This is a genomic window from Sporomusa rhizae (assembly GCF_041428845.1).
Classification (GTDB): domain Bacteria; phylum Bacillota; class Negativicutes; order Sporomusales; family Sporomusaceae; genus Sporomusa; species Sporomusa rhizae.
Map to the genome: position 1 here is coordinate 3,842,501 of NZ_CP156925.1, position 17,226 is coordinate 3,859,726.

General features: G+C 46.5%; 13 protein-coding genes and 3 rRNA genes (1 of these 16 running past the window's edge). 1 reads left to right on the top strand and 15 read right to left on the bottom strand.

The genetic code is table 11. The features are described from left to right. The 4 genes from SRRS_RS18215 to bfr all read right to left on the bottom strand — a co-directional run. Nucleotides 1–701, bottom strand: a 23S ribosomal RNA gene (locus SRRS_RS18215) (it extends 2,214 nt beyond the left edge of the window). 318 nt (nt 702–1,019) lie between these two features. Continuing rightward, a 5S ribosomal RNA gene (gene rrf, locus SRRS_RS18220) occupies nt 1,020–1,136 on the bottom strand. 149 nt (nt 1,137–1,285) lie between these two features. Further along, nucleotides 1,286–2,840, bottom strand: a 16S ribosomal RNA gene (locus tag SRRS_RS18225). The 16S, 23S and 5S rRNA genes sit together here, the layout of an rRNA operon. A 459-nt stretch (nt 2,841–3,299) precedes the next feature. Further along, nucleotides 3,300–3,767: a bacterioferritin gene (gene bfr, locus SRRS_RS18230; protein WP_371362505.1), complete on the bottom strand. Its 468-nt coding sequence runs from the start codon at nt 3,765–3,767 to the stop codon at nt 3,300–3,302. Between the two features lie 401 nt (nt 3,768–4,168). Here bfr and SRRS_RS18235 point away from each other — a divergent pair, with 401 nt between their 5' ends. Then, nucleotides 4,169–6,085, top strand: coding sequence for a sigma 54-interacting transcriptional regulator (locus SRRS_RS18235; RefSeq protein WP_371362507.1), 1,917 nt, complete (start codon nt 4,169–4,171; stop codon nt 6,083–6,085). A gap of 98 nt (nt 6,086–6,183) precedes the next feature. On the opposite strand, the gene SRRS_RS18240 is transcribed toward SRRS_RS18235, so the two are convergent. The 11 genes from SRRS_RS18240 to SRRS_RS18290 form a co-directional block, all read right to left on the bottom strand. Continuing rightward, the gene (locus SRRS_RS18240; RefSeq protein WP_371362508.1) at nt 6,184–7,239 is read right to left on the bottom strand and encodes a 2,3-butanediol dehydrogenase; all 1,056 of its coding nucleotides are present in this window, start codon (nt 7,237–7,239) and stop codon (nt 6,184–6,186) included. A gap of 441 nt (nt 7,240–7,680) precedes the next feature. Then, a complete protein-coding gene (locus SRRS_RS18245) occupies nt 7,681–8,592 on the bottom strand; it encodes a DUF116 domain-containing protein (protein WP_371362510.1) in 912 nt (303 codons plus the stop codon). 47 nt (nt 8,593–8,639) lie between these two features. Further along, complete coding sequence (locus SRRS_RS18250) at nt 8,640–9,278, bottom strand: biotin/lipoate A/B protein ligase family protein (protein WP_371362512.1); 639 nt, start codon at nt 9,276–9,278, stop codon at nt 8,640–8,642. Nucleotides 9,279–9,336: 58 nt separating this feature from the next. Beyond that, nucleotides 9,337–10,221 carry a radical SAM protein gene (locus tag SRRS_RS18255; protein ID WP_371362514.1) on the bottom strand — a complete coding sequence of 295 codons (885 nt, stop codon included), beginning with the start codon at nt 10,219–10,221 and terminating at the stop codon, nt 9,337–9,339. After that, complete coding sequence (locus tag SRRS_RS18260; protein WP_371362515.1) at nt 10,214–11,287, bottom strand: radical SAM protein; 1,074 nt, start codon at nt 11,285–11,287, stop codon at nt 10,214–10,216. Before SRRS_RS18260 ends, SRRS_RS18255 begins: the two co-directional genes overlap by 8 nt. A gap of 43 nt (nt 11,288–11,330) precedes the next feature. Beyond that, a complete protein-coding gene (locus SRRS_RS18265) occupies nt 11,331–12,413 on the bottom strand; it encodes a geranylgeranyl reductase family protein (RefSeq protein WP_371362517.1) in 1,083 nt (360 codons plus the stop codon). Nucleotides 12,414–12,415: 2 nt separating this feature from the next. Further along, nucleotides 12,416–13,537 carry a hypothetical protein gene (locus SRRS_RS18270; protein ID WP_371362519.1) on the bottom strand — a complete coding sequence of 374 codons (1,122 nt, stop codon included), beginning with the start codon at nt 13,535–13,537 and terminating at the stop codon, nt 12,416–12,418. Next, nucleotides 13,530–13,940, bottom strand: coding sequence for a glycine cleavage system protein H (locus tag SRRS_RS18275; RefSeq protein ID WP_371362520.1), 411 nt, complete (start codon nt 13,938–13,940; stop codon nt 13,530–13,532). The genes SRRS_RS18270 and SRRS_RS18275 overlap by 8 nt, the downstream gene beginning before the upstream one ends. A 26-nt stretch (nt 13,941–13,966) precedes the next feature. Further along, the gene (locus tag SRRS_RS18280) at nt 13,967–15,136 is read right to left on the bottom strand and encodes a (Fe-S)-binding protein (protein ID WP_371362521.1); all 1,170 of its coding nucleotides are present in this window, start codon (nt 15,134–15,136) and stop codon (nt 13,967–13,969) included. 3 nt (nt 15,137–15,139) lie between these two features. Further along, entirely contained in the window at nt 15,140–16,594 is a 1,455-nt protein-coding gene (locus tag SRRS_RS18285; protein WP_371362522.1) for an FAD-binding oxidoreductase, read from the bottom strand. A 168-nt stretch (nt 16,595–16,762) separates the two neighbouring features. Then, entirely contained in the window at nt 16,763–17,179 is a 417-nt protein-coding gene (locus SRRS_RS18290; RefSeq protein WP_371362524.1) for a glycine cleavage system protein H, read from the bottom strand. Nucleotides 17,180–17,226: the final 47 nt, after the last annotated feature.

Genomic DNA, 17,226 nt, shown 5'->3' on the forward strand with positions numbered 1-17,226 from the left:
GTTTCGGGTCTACAATAACTAACTCTCGCCCTTTTTAGACTCGCTTTCGCTTCGGCTCCGTGTTTTCCACTTAACCTCGCTAGTTACTGTAACTCGCCGGTTCATTCTTCAATAGGCACGCCGTCGACCATATAAAGGTCTTCGACTGCTTGTAGACATACGGTTTCAGGTTCTCTTTCACTCCCCTCCCGGGGTGCTTTTCACCTTTCCCTCACGGTACTATGCGCTATCGGTCGCCAAGGAGTATTTTGCCTTGGAGGGTGGTCCCCCCTGCTTCCCACAGGGTTCCTCGTGTCCCGTGGTACTCTGGATTCTGACCATTAGGCTCTGTCTTTCGCTTACAGGGCTTTTACCTTCTGTGGCCTACCTTTCCAGGTAGTTCGACTAGACCTGACCTAACTTCTGTCAGTCCTCAACCCCAAAGAGCAAAGCTCTTTGGTTTGGGCTCTTCCCCGTTCGCTCGCCGCTACTTAGGGAATCTCGTTTGATTACTTTTCCTCCGGGTACTTAGATGTTTCAGTTCCCCGGGTGCCCTCCTAACTTACGTTAGGTGACGGTGCATTACCACCGCCGGGTTCCCCCATTCGGAAATTCATGGATCAATGTCTGCTTGCGACTCCCCATGACTTTTCGCAGCTTACCGCGTCCTTCTTCGGCTCTTGGCGCCTAGGCATCCACCGTATGCCCTTACTAACTTGACTTAATTACGGCAGTTTATTGCACGTCATCTGCGTCGTTGGTCCTCGAAGTGTTTGCTTACGTACTTACCAGTACGCGCGCGACTCACTTCTCCGGTCCGCCTAGCAGCTAACGCACACTAAACAGCCTAAGCCGTTACATAGCTTACGTTTTGCCTTCAGTATATCCTAATTGCGCGTAAAGAACTTCTCATATTTATATATGAGGCATTACTTTACTTTTGCTTTCTTCTGTGCAGTTTTCAAGGAACATCGGAACATCTATGTTATCAGATTTACTTGTATGTTTCAACAAGTATCTTCTGGTAATTTTCGTTCCTAAACCAGCAACTTCCTAATCTCCCAGGCCGTTTCCAGCCAAGTACCTTCGGCGTTTGCATGCTTAACTTCCGTGTTCGGTATGGGAACGGGTGGTTCCATGCAGCTATCGTCACTAGATTTTTGTTTGAAGGAATTTGCATTCCCTCAAAACCAAACAATGTAAGAGATACTACAGCCACCGCATAAGGTGCGTCTAATATCGTAATGCTTGCCAAATGTACCGACCTGGAAGTAGTTCAAGCGCTAGCTTGAACGGTTCTCCCTAGAAAGGAGGTGATCCAGCCGCACCTTCCGATACGGCTACCTTGTTACGACTTCACCCCAATCATCGGCCCCACCTTAGACGGCTGGCTCCTTTCGGTTACCCCACCGGCTTCGGGTGTTTCCAACTTTCGTGGTGTGACGGGCGGTGTGTACAAGGCCCGGGAACGTATTCACCGCAGTATGCTGACCTGCGATTACTAGCGATTCCGACTTCACGGAGGCGAGTTGCAGCCTCCGATCCGAACTGAGAGCTTGTTTATGCGTTTGGCTTACCTTCGCAGGCTTGCTTCGCTTTGTTTAAGCCCATTGTAGTACGTGTGTAGCCCAGGACATAAGGGGCATGATGACTTGACGTCATCCCCGCCTTCCTCCGCATTGTCTGCGGCAGTCTCCTTTGAGTTCCCACCATTACGTGCTGGCAACAAAGGATAAGGGTTGCGCTCGTTGCGGGACTTAACCCAACATCTCACGACACGAGCTGACGACAGCCATGCACCACCTGTTTTCGTGTCCCCGAAGGGAGGAACTTATCTCTAAGTTTTTCACTCAATGTCAAGCCCTGGTAAGGTTCTTCGCGTTGCGTCGAATTAAACCACATACTCCACCGCTTGTGCGGGCCCCCGTCAATTCCTTTGAGTTTCAACCTTGCGGCCGTACTCCCCAGGCGGGGTACTTATTGCGTTAACTCCGGCACAGGAGGGGTCGATACCTCCTACACCTAGTACCCATCGTTTACGGCTAGGACTACCGGGGTATCTAATCCCGTTCGCTCCCCTAGCTTTCGCGCCTCAGTGTCAGACACAGTCCAGAAAGTCGCCTTCGCCACTGGTGTTCCTCCCAATATCTACGCATTTCACCGCTACACTGGGAATTCCACTTTCCTCTCCTGCACTCAAGATCCCCAGTTTCCTGCGCCTATACGGGGTTGAGCCCCGCACTTAGACACACGACTTAAGAATCCACCTACACGCCCTTTACGCCCAATAATTCCGGACAACGCTTGCCACCTACGTATTACCGCGGCTGCTGGCACGTAGTTAGCCGTGGCTTCCTCCTTTGGTACCGTCATTACTTTAGATTATTTACCCAAAGCACGTTCGTCCCAAACGACAGAGTTTTACGATCCGAAAACCTTCTTCACTCACGCGGCGTTGCTCCGTCAGACTTTCGTCCATTGCGGAAGATTCCCCACTGCTGCCTCCCGTAGGAGTCTGGGCCGTGTCTCAGTCCCAGTGTGGCCGTTCATCCTCTCAGACCGGCTACTGATCGTCGCCTTGGTGAGCCTTTACCTCACCAACTAGCTAATCAGACGCAGACCCATCTCTAAACGATAGCTTATATATAGAGGCCATCTTTCTTATCTTTATCATGCGATAAAGATACCACATTCGGTATTAGCACCACTTTCGCGGTGTTGTCCCCATTTTAGAGGCAGGTTATCTACGCGTTACTCACCCGTTCGCCACTAAGTATCCATAAATGAATACTCCGTTCGACTTGCATGTGTTAGGCACGCCGCCAGCGTTCGTCCTGAGCCAGGATCAAACTCTCCATAAAAAATATATTTATGGAGCCTTGATGGCTCATAAAATTCAAAAAAGAAATTGTTTTTGTGTGCTCAATGAGCACCGCACATCTGGCTTTTTATGATGCATTACTTACATTGTTCAGTTTTCAGGGAACGTTGTTTTTTTCGCCGTTTGCTTAGCGACAGAATATCATAATAACATTTTCATTTGCTTATGTCAACATTATTATGCATTCCATTTATTACCGCCGCGCTTAGCGACTTTTATAGAATATCATGAGCTTTCAATAATGTCAAATGTAATTTTAGGCAATCATCATCTTTTTCTCATTTTGCCTTTGCAGGACTATTAATGTATCAAATCCGTATTTCTTTGTCAACACATAAATCAACCTGCTTACACTAGCCAAACAAATATAATACTATTTGTTCAAGGTAAAAAAGCGACGTCTCTCCGTAGAAAAGACGTCGCTCATTATGAAATGATCTTACTGCACTTGCGTTGTCAAGAATATAGGAAGCGTCATGTGAGAGATTTGGTCTTGCAACTCTTCAATACCGTCAATATGTTTATCCTCATCACTAAGAATACTCTCGAGAATCTCTCGTGTAGCAAAATCACAAACTTCGCCTGCCAATTTTATGGCTTCGTTATAAGCTTCAATAGCCCCTTGTTCTGCCGCATGATCGTATTCCAGTTGTTTAGGGATGTCACTACCGATGTGTATAGCCTTGAGGTTAGAAACAATAGGAGTACCCTCTAAGAATAGTATCCGGGCGATTAACTTTTCGGCATGTTTCATTTCAGAGATAGCCCTCTGTTCAAATTGGTTATGCAGTTTGTCATAACCCCAGTTGGCGCACATCTCAGAATGAACAATGTACTGATTAATGGCACTAAGCTCGTCAGCAAGAAGTGAATTTAAGGTTTCAATTAATTTTGGATTTCCTTTCATTCATTAAAAACTCCTTCCTGTATGTATTAGGCTTAAACCTAAGCTTACGATACCATTTTTATCCATACAATGCAATAAAAATTATTCGCTTTCAGAGACACTTATTTCGTTGCGGCTGGATTGTATCCGGGGGAATATCCCCCACTATAATGGGCTTGTCTGTTGTACAAGTTCACACCAAAGCGTTTTCTAACTGTATACTTGACAGAGCGTAGTTCAAGGCATGGTGCAGTCCCTTTACTATATATATTTGCTCACTTATACTCATTTGGATAAAAGTTGTAATTTTCGCTCTTTTCCGCAGGACAAATTTATAATTCTGCTATACAATAATAGTGTCGCAACTTAACCTATGTCCACCCAAACCTTTGGTCGTAACTTTGAATTATTAGGGGAGGCCAATGATGACGAAAATGAGCACCGTAAAACTGCAAGACCTGATTGATTCGTCTTTTTTACAAGAATTCCAGGATAACTTCGCCTTAAGTGTAGGTGTGGCTAGTTTAATAGAGGATAATCAAGGACAAGCTATCACTTGCCCTAGTTGCTTTTCCACCTTTTGCAAAGACATCATCCGAACTAGTGAGGTCGGGTTAAAACGCTGCCTGGTTGATGACATGCGGGGAGCAGCAGAAGCTATGCGAACAGGAAAGCCTGCGGTATACCAATGCCATGCAGGCTTAATTGATTTCGCAGCGCCCATTATACTTAACGGGAAAGTTCTTGGTACGATTTTCGGCGGTCAAGTTCTAACTGAACAGCTTTCTGAAGAGCATTGCCGTAAAAATGCCAAGGAACTCGGTGTCAATTCAGACAAATATACCGCGTCTATAAAGGAAATTCCAGTTGTCGCAAAAGAAAAGATCCAGGCGGCTGCCAAAGTCCTTTTTTCTGTAGCTAACACTTTATCTAAGAATGCCTATCAAGCATTAAAACTGAAAGAGAATAACCGTGAAATTGCTCTTTCGTATAATCGTCTTGAGAATATCTTCAACACTATGTCTGATGGAGTCTTAATAATTGATGATAAAGGCATCATAAAACAAGTCAATGGGATTACTGAAGAAATCTTTGACAGGCCGGGTTCCCATCTTCTAAATAAATCTATTAAAGATTTAATGGGAAGCGAAACGCCTTTCATAGAGAACGTTTATAAAGAACAAGCAGCCTATAACGACTTTGAAATTTTTATTGACGCTAAACTAGGCCGTCTCCACTGTCTTTCTTCCGGTAGACCCATATTGGATGACGAAGGAATAATATCAGGTGGTGTTATTATCCTTCGCCCGATAAAAATAGTACATAATCTTATTAACCGTTTAAGCGGTGCTCAGGCTACTTTCCGGTTTGGCAATATTATCGGTCAGTCTCCCCCAATTCTCAAAAGCATTCAGTTAGCCTCCCAAGCAGCCGCCGGAATGTCCAATGTTCTCATCGAGGGAGAAAGCGGTACGGGAAAAGAGGTTTTTGCCCAGGCAATCCACAATCAGAGTTCCAGACGCAAAGGACCTTTTGTAGCGGTCAATTGCGGAGCCATCCCCAGAGAGCTCATGATCAGTGAGTTATTCGGCTATACGGAAGGCGCCTTTACCGGAGCCAAACGAGGGGGCAGGCCTGGCAAGTTCGAATTCGCTTCCGGCGGCACGATTTTTCTCGACGAAATTGGAGATACTCCGCTCGAACTTCAGGTGGCTTTACTTAGAGTAATACAGGAACGCAAAATTACCCGTATGGGGGATAACAAAGTTATTCCCGTCGACTTAAGAATTATTTGCGCCACCAACAAAAACCTGGCCCTCGAAGTTGATAAAGGTAATTTCCGTCAAGACTTATATTATCGATTAAATGTTATCTCCCTAAAAATCCCTCCCTTACGGGAGCGCCAGGAAGATATCCCGTTAATATTCAATTACATGCTCAATACCATGGGGCGCGAGTGGGGAAAAAGCATGAGAAAAGTAGACCCCGAAGTAATTACATTACTGAAGCAGTATCGGTGGCCGGGTAATGTTCGGGAATTACAGAATATTGTGGAAAGAATTATTAGCGTTGCCAACGAGGATACAATCAAAGTTGAACATTTACCTGAACATATTATAAATCATATAGATTTGACTATTTTTCCGCTTGGCCCAAGTAGGAATGAATCTCTTCGCGCAAGAGAAATCATTAAGCAAAATCTGAATGAAAAGGAACGCCAGCAGATACTTGATTTTTTACTGAAAGCAAGTGGCAACATAAGTCATGCCGCCAAACAGATGGGAATTGCCCGGAGCACACTGTATCGAAAAATGCGCCAATATAATATATCCAATTGAACTTAGTCGTTCTAGCCAAAGAAAGTTATCCTTTCAGTCAGGACGAAAATGGCCATAAGATGTGAGTTGTTCTCCAACTGCATCTTATGGCCATTTTCTTAGAATGGTTTTACTAAAATCTTGATATTTTCTTCTTTGCGGTTTACCAGTTCCTCAAAACCTTTTTCCACAATAGCATTAATACTGATTTTGCCTGTAATCAATGGCGCTACATCAATTCTGCCATCAGACACCAGTTGTATGGCTGGAGCAAACTCACCGTAATAAGCTAAGGAACCCATCACATTTTTTTCCGTGAAGGATAAAGCATTGAAGTTCAAGGAAGCGGCTTTTTCAAAAATACCAACGATAACCACCTTGCCTGCCGAGCGGGCTAGTTCGATAGCAACAGGTGCTGTTTTGTCGCTACCCACACACTCAAATACTACATCGGCGCCTCCATGGGTTAGTTCTTTCACTTTGTTTACCACATCAACCTCGGTCGGATCCAGGACTGCCGTAGCACCTGCTTTTAATGCATATTCTTTTCTTGCCTTAGCCACTTCTATGATGTAAACTTTGCTAGCCCCGGCAGCCTTGGCACACATCAAAGTAGCCAGGCCGATTGTCCCTGCCCCCATGATTACGGCAGTATCACCCTGAACCAAAGGAGCACGCCGGACGGCATGCATACCCACAGCCAAGGGCTCAATGAGTGCGGCAACTTCATAAGACATCTGGTCAGGAATTTTATATATTGTATAAGCCGGTACATTTACATACTCAGCAAAAGCCCCGTCAGTCATTAGACCGGTGAAAGCAAGCTTTTCGCATAGGCTATATCGCTTCTCCTTACAGCGCGGACATTCCCAGCATACCTGACAGGCGTCGGGAGCCACTCTATCGCCCACTTTCACGTCGGTTACACCAGGGCCAACTTCGACTACTTCACCGGAAAACTCGTGTCCAAGAATTACTGGAGCTGTATTGCCAGTTAAAGCATGGGGTTTATCAACCGGAATAAAAATAGGACCGGCAAGATATTCATGAAGATCTGAACCGCAAATCCCACACCAGTGCACTTTTACCTTTACCCAGCCTGCTTTCGGACTTGGCGGCTCAGGAACATCCATAACCCGCACATCTTTTTTACCATACCATACCGCTGCTTTCACCTAAATCCCTCCTCTATTATGGATCCGTTAATAAAAAGAAACCGTGATGCCATTACGAGGAATTCATATTTTTCCCCCTCCCGCTTCCTCTTTATTAAACGACATACCCCGTCGGTTTAAAGAATTAACAATTTTCAAAATGATTCCATGATAGTGGGTGTATGTCCTAACTATTCTATTTGCAATTAATGTGCCAATATTTTCCATAATTTTTCATCGTTAAAACAAGGAAAACCCACCAATATTTTCGTCAATTAACAAATTGAAAACAAACGTTGTTTTACCAATGTCTCATAATTATCCGATAATGTAGCCTTATCGGACAGTTCTGCTACACAGAACAAGCGGCATCTATGGAAATGAGGTTACTTTGCTATTAGCAAAGTAGGCCTCTGGCAAAAAAAGACCCAGCTTTATAGCTGGGAGTCGTAACAGTAATTTTTAGCTTGTCAGCCCTATTGACGAGTCTTTGTTGTTTAAAAGGCCATTTATTATCTGCCTAATAAGCTTTTTCTTTAACTTAGTCTGATTTTCAAAGCGCCCCCGATGAGCAGCTTGCTCTGTTCCGAGTTCATAACAAGTACTGTTATCAACATTAATAAGGATACCAGGTAATCCAATCTCTTCAAAATCCTTGGTATGTTTTACCCAAAAGGATTCACAGCAAGTTCCAATAAAAACCTTGCACCCATTCTTTTTAAGTGCTTTCAACTTTTCCTCAAGCATCTCATAATTTTGAATTGTGATTGGTTCCAAGCCGTATTCGTCTGCCATCATGTAAGCATCGCTAACATCGCAGCGGCCGCAGCGACCACACCCTTCTATATAACGGTATTTGCAGCCTATATCCTTTGCACAATACGGAATTAGCAGCGGTGTTACCGCTTGTTCATAAATATTTTTTATTACCCACTTACCAATTACAGTAATGTCATTTAGATCCTCAGGAAAGGCACCCCAATTTAAAAGATGTAGTTTTTCAAAAGCTCCTATTATTGCTTTGCTGAAATCGTCTGCTGTCGATGTCATAACACAAGCTTGATATGCTGTAAAGCAATCATTCACTGCATTTCTTATGAGCTCCGGCTCAGCTGCAATACCTGATAAATCGGTTTCCAGCTTAGGAATTATCTCTAAGGGATAAGCGTCGAAATCACCGGCTATTGATATAGCACAAATACGTTGTTGGCAAATATCTATTGACATAGAAACGTGTATTACTGACTGTTCCTTCGAGGTACTCCGTAGTTGACAGCCGGATGGACGGATGGCTTCCTGTTTACCAAACACCCATTGCCGCGAAGAAACCTCCCGGTATAACGTGTCATAATAGGAAGCTTCTACTGCGTTCATTTTTCCCTGAATAGCGGAAACGGTGAAAGCCTGGCAAAACCCGTCTGTTATCGCAGACTTGTGGTAGTAAGTGAGGGAGTTTCGCCGAGAACCGAATCAAGACTGGCAAGACTCTTTCTAAATAAATTGATTTCTTTGTTTATTAGCTTTTCGGTAGGAATACGTAACGCACGCAGCAGGGTATTGACATTAATATCACTAACATAGATATAGCCCTGATAGAAAAATGCATTTCCCTGCCGTGTACCACTAAACCAACCAATTTGACGGCCCTCCAGTTCTATGACAGCAGGGTACCGGTATTGAGCATTTACGCCAAGCGCTCGTAACCCCCGGATTATGGCAGCACCAATTTGTCTGTACAATGTTTCTACCTGTTTTGCAGCATACTCTGGTCTATGCAATACAACTTCCCAGCCTAGCATGGAGCTGTCCCAATAAACAGTACTTTCACCTGTCAACCGGCGATTAATGTCAATAGACTGCTTTTGACAAAAATCCAGTCGAATTTCCTGTCCGGCGATCTGGTAGTGTCCCAGCAAAACACAGTCTGAGGCAAACTGAAAAAAGCGCAGGGTATTGGGGATTAATCCCTCCTTGCAAGCAAACAGCAAAGCTTTATCCCAAGCCAAGTTTTGTGAACACGCTAAGCAGCCTGTATCTATAACCCGCCAGACTGGCTTCATCCTGACTTCCCCTCCTAAAGATGATCCCGGCTTGCACTACGCAGCCGGGATCTTTTTGTTATGCGAACATGCCGCAACACGTTTCCTGATAAGTAATATGGTAACCAAGCGAAAGAACATAATCGACAGTTTCGCGGGCTGGATAGGCAATGGCATTGAATCCGGCTTCTACGGCCAGCCTTTCGATCGCATGCGAATAGTTTCCCGGTGGGCGGGCACACCCCAGGGCAACCGGGATATTGGGCAATAATTGTTTGGCAGTCTTGAAGATTTCGGCCACCGACTCCAGTGGCGGCGGAGTTACGCCACCCATAGGCGTATTCTGTAAAGGATTCAGCATTACCAGAACCAAACTTTCCGCCCCTTCAGCCGCCACCATTTTCAAGGCCTCATATTCTCCGCGAATTTTTCCATAATGGAGCCCAATAACAATATGCGGGCAAACCTTTAGACTAGCTAGCCGCGCTGCCCGCAGGCTGTTTTGATAGTCTGCGGGCGTACGCTTTAGATGATATACCTCGCGAATGGTAGCACTGTCTCCGATTAGATCGAGCGCTACCCTTGTTACATTTGATTCAGCGAGTAAATTTGCCGTGTCCGCTGCCAGCAAACCGGGGTGAACTACTACTGACAATCCCATAGCGGCAATATGTTTCAGCGCGCCGGCAAAACGGTCCAGCGGTACACTGCCATCCTGGCAGGCACCGCCGCTGATAAGTATACCCCGGCACCCTCGCCCGTGTAAGTCGGTTGCCAAATCCACCAGCAGTTCAGGTTCTGTAGCTGCCAGCATACTTTTTAACAATTGTCCTTTGCAGTGTTCGCAGCAACATTGACATTCGGAGGCAGTTATACTTATGTTAACAAACGAATTTGCACTATTTTGATATAAGCCATTGTCATAGTGCCGTGCTCCGGGCACAAAAAATGCAATCTTATTCATCCCATACCTGCCCTTTAATGGTAAGTATATCGCCTGCTTCCGGACGGAAAGGATAGTTGCGCAGAATAGGACCAGGCCGCTCATTGCCATAGGGACGGTTACAGGCCACACAGCCTTCCCGGTTCGGACAGCCTGAAGTCATAAATGGCTCGCCTGCCGCCAGATTGTCCCCTAATATCGCATCCAAGCTTCTGCCGTAACCCACTATTTTCCCCTGCGAATTGAATTCGAAGTCGTCAATAGTAATTTGCTTCTTATTTAAAAAGTAAGCCGCCAATTGAATACGCCGGTATTGACCATAGGAAGGTGGTTCTTGGCTGCCTAACTTACTGCCGGGTTCCGGGCAAAATGAAAATAAATGAGCCTGAGCACCGTATTGATTGGCCCTGGCTATTGCCTGTACCATGGCTTGTTCTGTTTCACCAAGCCCTACAATCAGGTGTACACTTACCTGTTCACAGCCAAACACGGTAACTGCTTGCTCTATAGACTCCCAGTACCGCGCCCACCGGTGTGGTCCGCCTACCGCCACTCCCCGCATAGCGGAAAACAACTCTGGTGTCGCAGCGTCTACCGCTATCCCTACCCGGTCTGCGCCGGCCACTTTAATATCCTTAAAAAAAGAAACCGCGTCCGCCAGCACGGTAGGCGACGCCAATACACTGATTGGCAACTGTGTTTCCTTGCCCAACTGTCTGACAATATTAATGCAGTCATCTGCCGCCCGGGGATGAGTAATCATAGATATGCAAATCCGGCCAAGTTTTTGTACTTTACTGGCCGCAGCCTGCGGCGGTCGCCGCAGAATATCGATTATAGCCGCCAGCTTATATACCGGCCATTTTACCCGGATAAAGGTATTTTCCGCAGGTGCGGAACACCGCTCCCTGGCCAGTCCACAATAACTGCAGTTAGCACGGCACCCATCCTGATAGGTCATTAATAAATTTAAGCTTCCCGGATATGCGTTGCGGTAAAAGCTGCCAGGTTCCAGACCTAACGCCATTGCACCAGCCAAGCTGGTCTGTACAAAATCCGGGCTTTCCAGTCTGCCAGAATCACCCATGACCGGTCCCCCCCATCAAAAATAGCTTTTTTTAAATATTCCATTACTGTTGTGCATAATACTCAGGAAAAGCAATCCAACTGCGCCGGATAAGTGCCGTAAACTCCTCTTGGTTGTTTGTCCAGCCTTGATTACGAGTTACCAACCGGTCACTCGCAACGGCAAACCGAATCCCGTACTCTGCCAGCAAGGCCTGTGTGTAGTTCTTACCAGCCGGATCTCTGCCCTGGCTACGAAGGTGCATAGTTACTGCCATGGCGGCCAAATGACCACTAACGACAGCATTCATAATCCCGGCTCCGGTGATTGGATGAGTACAGCCGGCAGCATCTCCGGCTACCAGCATATGTTCATTGGCCATACAGGCGACCAAGCCGCCTGCCGGTATTAGTCCGCCGGTCGTGGCTAAACCGGCTTCAGCCTGAATGACTTGCCTTTTGATTAGCTTCTGGCAAAAATCCGCCAACAGAGTCTTCAATTGATCTTTGTAAGAGTCATGGACTGCCACCCCAACATTTGCGCTTTTCCCTTTTGGAAAAGCCCAGGCATATCCCCCATAATAGGCAGCATCAAAGTAGATTGCGGCAGCTTCCAACGGCTTAGCCAACAGCATTTCATACTGTAAGGCTGCACACATCTCCTGTGGTACATTACCAAGCTTTTTGCTAATGATAGACCTTGGACCGTCACAGCCAAGAATGTACTCTGCGCTAATCTGGCTTAACTGCGTACCCTTCAATACAGATACTACCTTACCCTCAATATCAACAACACGGGTTGCGTTCCTGAACGAAACCCCTGCAGCTTCTGCCTTTTGAGCCAGGTTTTGTTCCCAAAGCCCCCGGTTCAGTACATACCCTGGCGCGCGCAGCGTATTTACTAACTCATCGTTAATAAAGGTTTTAATGCCATGAACCTGCTGAGCAATGTCGCATTCCCGGAGCATAGCATGCCGTGAAATAACAAGTGGAACGAACTCCGCACACTGGACGTTACTGCCGATTTCCTTCTTTTGGTCAATCACTAAGACCTTGAAGCCATCCTGGCCTAAGTGTTTTGCCGCAGTGATTCCCGCGGGTCCGGCCCCGACAACGATAGCATCAAAGTGTTCACTTGCTGGTTTCACTGTTAACCTCCCCGGAAACTCATTTGTGACATTTGAGCTTCTTTTGCCTTGTCGATGGCAAGTAATACGGCTTCGCTAAAGTGCGCGGGCGCAACGCCGGGAATCTCAGATCGGTTGCTGCGAAAAAAGCTGCTGATAGTACCTGTGATCCGGTCCCGATCAATAGGCGTATTTTTTAAAGCTGTTTCAAGATCATTAATGATCCTGGCCGGATACGCGAAGAAGTCACCACTAATAATCAAATATTTAATTACCCTGACCGCTTCATCCAGACGCATTTGAATTCTTATGAGCCCGCCCGGCGCCTTGTAGCTGGCAGTGCAGTCAACTGTATTTATCACCTGCCCGGCTTTGCCATAAATCCACTCCGGGCTTTCGAAGTATGGCAAATAGTCGGCAAACAATTTTGTTTCCTGCGCAGTAAGTTCACCAGGTGAGAATTCACAAGCCAGGGTTTTCTGCAAGCCTGTTAAAATTGCCTGTTTTAATACCCTGTCTTCTGGAACATAACCCAGCTGCTCTTTCAGGGAGGTTACCCGTTCGCGCATGGATTTAACTGCTTTATCACTCAGTTTTTCTAACGGAAACCGCAGTACCCTGAGCATTTCATCAACATCAAAATCCACCAGCACGCTACATTGGAATACAAAAGAATCTGCCAGTTCAGTGCCACCGGTGCCGGAAATTTTACGACCGTTTATTTCAATATCATTGACCGGCCGATAGGCCGCATCCAGCCCCATAGCCTTTAGCCCTAAAGCCATGGCCTCACACAATAACCGGTACATACTCTCAACCTTCCGGGGAATACCGGGGGTGTTCTTACCGGCATACATTTCCCAGCCTAATTCCAGCCGCCCCCAATACAAACTCCCCCCGCCGGTAATTCTCCGGTTTATATCAATGCCAGTTTCCTGGCAATAAGGAACATTTACTTCCAGAAAAGTATTTTGGTGCAGCCCGACAAGAGCGCATGGTTTAAATTGCAGAAAACGCAGTGTGTTTGGAATAAGCCCCTGGCTGTGGGCCTCAATAATTACCTTATCCAGGGTCATATGTTCGGTGGCAGTACGTGGCGCCGAATCCAAGACCCGGAAAGCAGCACTGTTATCCACGCTAGGCATTTTCTCTCCTATTCTCTATAAGCCAGGAGCTCAGTCGATCTGCGGACATCAAATTATGAAGTTCGTCAGGTTGTGACATCTCAACTTCCGCAAACCAGCAACCATACGGAGAATGGCTAATGAGAGCAGGACTGGCTACAATGGCATTATTTACGTTAATTACCCTGCCGCTTACCGGAGCATATACACGCCCCACCCATTTTCCGGCTTCCAGTGATCCGCATGTACCGCCACCGTCAACTTCTGTTCCGACAGACGGTAATGATAAGTATAGAACTTCACCGGTGATTTCAAGGCCATAAGGAGTCAAGCCGAATAAGACCTTGTTTCCTGCTTTTTTAACCCACTGGTAATGTGTATCATACAGCAGCCCATCCGGGAAATTCCGTGTATTACCATTCATCTCCCTATTCCTCCCTCGTTGACAGCTTAACCGTCTATCGCCATTAGTAATAATTCCGAGACGTCCCTGACCTTAAGCGGCAGTTTTTCTGTCCTTGCTGCTTTTTCCAGCATCTGTTCGCATTGCTGGCAAGCAGATACTACGATCGACGCCTTGGTTGCCGCGGCTTCTTTGATGCGTTTTTGGGCAATGGCATCGGCCAGCCCTTGGTCGGCCCCCTGTAAATTACCGCCGCCACCACAACAGGTGGATTCTTCACCACAAGTAGCCATTTCAACAAAGTTGATTCCCGGGATACTGTTAATGATATTTCGCGGTGCAGCCAAAACCCCGCTGTTACGTCCCAAATCACAAGGGTCATGATAGGTAACAGTTTCATTTAGCTCATTGGGAACCAATTTGCCTTCAAGGATCAATTCTGACAACATTTCGGTCGCGTGAACCAGCCGGAAACCAAGATTCTCACCTAAAATCTCCGGATACACGTGACTCCAGACATGATAACAGGAGGCGCAGCCGGTAACTAAGGTTTTGGCACCAAGCTTACGTACCTTGTCTACATTATGCCGGGCAAACTCAGCAATCTCCGCCGCATGTCCGGCCGCCAGCAGCGGAAAACCGCAACACCATTCTTCCGGTCCTAATGTTGTAAAACTAACTTCTGCTTTTTCTAAGAGTTGTACCATGGCTACCGGTATTTGCGCAGCACGGGGAAAAAAAGAAGATACACATCCAACAAAATAGACTATTTCAACGCCTTGTTCCTGGTCGAGGTAATCTGGCATCTCCTCCAGGTCTTCTGCCCAGTCGAGTCTGGTGGCATTAGCGAAGTTAGAAATATTTTTCTTGCTCTTTAAATTATCTACCATGGCAGTATAGGCTGCCGGCGCCTTGCCTTCGGCAACTAATTTTGTCCGTAAATCCTTCCATAAGGCTTGTAGATCAATTCTGGCAGCACAGGCCCGCGTACACGCACCGCACATTGTACACTGCGTAATCCGCCTGGCATATTCCGCGCTTATCTTACCATCGCCGTTTCTGGCAAATAGTTCACGGGCCAGCGAGATTTTAGCGCGGGGAGCAGCCGACTCCCAGCCAATTTCCTGGTATACCGGGCAGTCACTGCGACAGTTGCCACATCTGCCGCAGATTAGGGATTCCTCTGTTAGATTTTTATAAAAACTGCCTGAGCTCATAACTTATTTCCTCCCTTCCTTTCCCTTGTATACCAATGTAGTGGCTGCCAACAAATCCATCCCCAGACCAAAGAGTGCTGGTTTTAGCAGCAAGGGAGGCTCATACCGCTTACCGGGATTCATAATATTATGCGGATCAAGCATTTTTTTACGTTTTTTAAGTTCTGCAAGTTCTTCTGGCGATTGGCACCTCTTTAAGTAAGGTGTATTCCATAACCCTATTCCGTAAGGTATACCGCCATGTCTGGCGCCAATATCGTGTAGTTTTTTTACCAGCGCCAACCCCTGCAGATAGCCAATGGTATCGCGTTCATCGGCGTTAAACATGGTCATGACCATGGCATGTTTTTGTGTCACAACATGTCCGTAGCTTTTTAAACCCAGGCTTTTCTGAGTTTCAAAATCAGCCACATCTGACAAATAATCTGCCAAATTATAAATAGGCAGCCAGATCTCTGCCCCTAGCAGGGATGGACCTTCCCGCTTCAGGACTAAAGAAAAGAACCGGTGCTGCCACTCATGACCGGCTTCTTCCCCCAAATCACCGCCATCTGCCTTTTGTAAACAGCGTTCATAGTCCTGGCAGGCCGCAATAGTTTCAGCTTCTGTACCATCGGCATCAAATGCAACCGTATAGGCAGCAGCGGCTTGCGGACTGGCCATCCCCAACCGGTGTCTGAGCAAATTGCAGCCAGGATCACTGAAATGCAGATTGAAAGGTTTATTGCCTAGTGTTACCGCACTCTCAATAAAGCATTGCATTTGTTCGGCATTTTCAAACTCAGCCAAACCATGCCACTCATGCTCCGGCTGCGGCCGCACTTTCAGTCCGACTTCCGTCACAATTCCTAAGGTTCCCTCAGAAGCGGCAAACCAGGAAATAGGCGGCTCACTTGTTGCATTCAATTCTCTTACACTACCGTCAGGTAAGACTACCTGAGCTGAATTAATTTGTTCCAGGACCGAACCGTACTTTAAGCTGCCAAGCCCATAGCCCATCATTACCAGCCAGCCACCAACGGTAGCCGCCTGGGCGCTGCTTGGGTAAGAGCAGGTAGCCAGGCCAACTCTGTTTAGAGCGCGTTCCAGTTTCCACCAGGTAAGCCCTGCTTCCACTCGAACCATGTTATTTTCTTTGTCTATGGCTAATAAACCGTCCATACCATTCATATCTACCACTATGCCTTTACGCGTACAGACGGTATTGAAATAAACGGTAGAGCCCCCGGCCCGTGTGGTCACCGGAATCTTTTGTACGGCAGCCGTCTTAACAATGGCAGCTACTTCTTCGGTACTTTTAGGTCTGATTACTATATCCGGCAGTGTATCAGCAATAGGCTTAACTAAAAAATTCGGTACAGGTGCCAGATCCCGCTCATAAAACCCTCGTTCAAACAAATCTGTAGCAGCGCGATCCCCATACATTTGCTTTAATCTGTCCACTGTCTGAGCGTCCATATCTATACTCCTTCCTCATAAAGTAGACTTAGCTTCAGATGGGGGTTTTAACCCCACCTGAGGGTTAGTCGCCCTTATCCAGGGACTTAGCCGCTCTTAACTCCCACTTGGAGAAGAGGGAGTCTTAGAGCGGATTAGTCATCGGATAAAAGGTTGGATTTAGCCTACTTAAGTTTTTGCAAACTTGGCATGTTCCTCGGTAAAGAATTTATCGGCATCATCACCATGAATTAGTCCTTTAAGTCCTGTTGCCAAATCGTCGGGCTCCATAACGCAAATCCAGCCTGCGCCATAGCAGTCGCTGTTTAACAACTTTGGATTGGCTGGCAATTCGCTATTGGCCTCTACGACTTTCCCCGCCATGGGCACCTGAATTTTCCCGGCCCATTTGCCGGACTGAATGGAACTGAGCGTTGCCCCGGCTGCAAGTGCTTTCCCCGCACGGGGGATACGGATAAAGGTAATCTCTCCTGCCAGTTTTTGCATAAAGTCGGTTATACCAATACGAATTTGGTTACCTTCCACCTTTACCCAGGCATGATCGTTTGTATAATAAAGTCCTTTTGGAATGTCATACTGCGACACTAAGACCACTCCCAACTTCTATCAATATTTAGCTTACAGAATTTGTA

What these genes read in the sequence shown, in the direction of transcription:
- bfr (WP_371362505.1), bottom strand. Translation starts at nt 3,767, where the DNA reads ATGAAAGGAAATCCAAAATTAATTGAAACCTTAAATTCACTTCTTGCT.
- SRRS_RS18235 (WP_371362507.1), top strand. Translation starts at nt 4,169, where the DNA reads ATGATGACGAAAATGAGCACCGTAAAACTGCAAGACCTGATTGATTCG.
- SRRS_RS18245 (WP_371362510.1), bottom strand. Translation starts at nt 8,592, where the DNA reads ATGAACGCAGTAGAAGCTTCCTATTATGACACGTTATACCGGGAGGTT.
- SRRS_RS18250 (WP_371362512.1), bottom strand. Translation starts at nt 9,278, where the DNA reads ATGAAGCCAGTCTGGCGGGTTATAGATACAGGCTGCTTAGCGTGTTCA.
- SRRS_RS18255 (WP_371362514.1), bottom strand. Translation starts at nt 10,221, where the DNA reads ATGAATAAGATTGCATTTTTTGTGCCCGGAGCACGGCACTATGACAAT.
- SRRS_RS18260 (WP_371362515.1), bottom strand. Translation starts at nt 11,287, where the DNA reads ATGGGTGATTCTGGCAGACTGGAAAGCCCGGATTTTGTACAGACCAGC.
- SRRS_RS18270 (WP_371362519.1), bottom strand. Translation starts at nt 13,537, where the DNA reads ATGCCTAGCGTGGATAACAGTGCTGCTTTCCGGGTCTTGGATTCGGCG.
- SRRS_RS18275 (WP_371362520.1), bottom strand. Translation starts at nt 13,940, where the DNA reads ATGAATGGTAATACACGGAATTTCCCGGATGGGCTGCTGTATGATACA.
- SRRS_RS18280 (WP_371362521.1), bottom strand. Translation starts at nt 15,136, where the DNA reads ATGAGCTCAGGCAGTTTTTATAAAAATCTAACAGAGGAATCCCTAATC.
- SRRS_RS18285 (WP_371362522.1), bottom strand. Translation starts at nt 16,594, where the DNA reads ATGGACGCTCAGACAGTGGACAGATTAAAGCAAATGTATGGGGATCGC.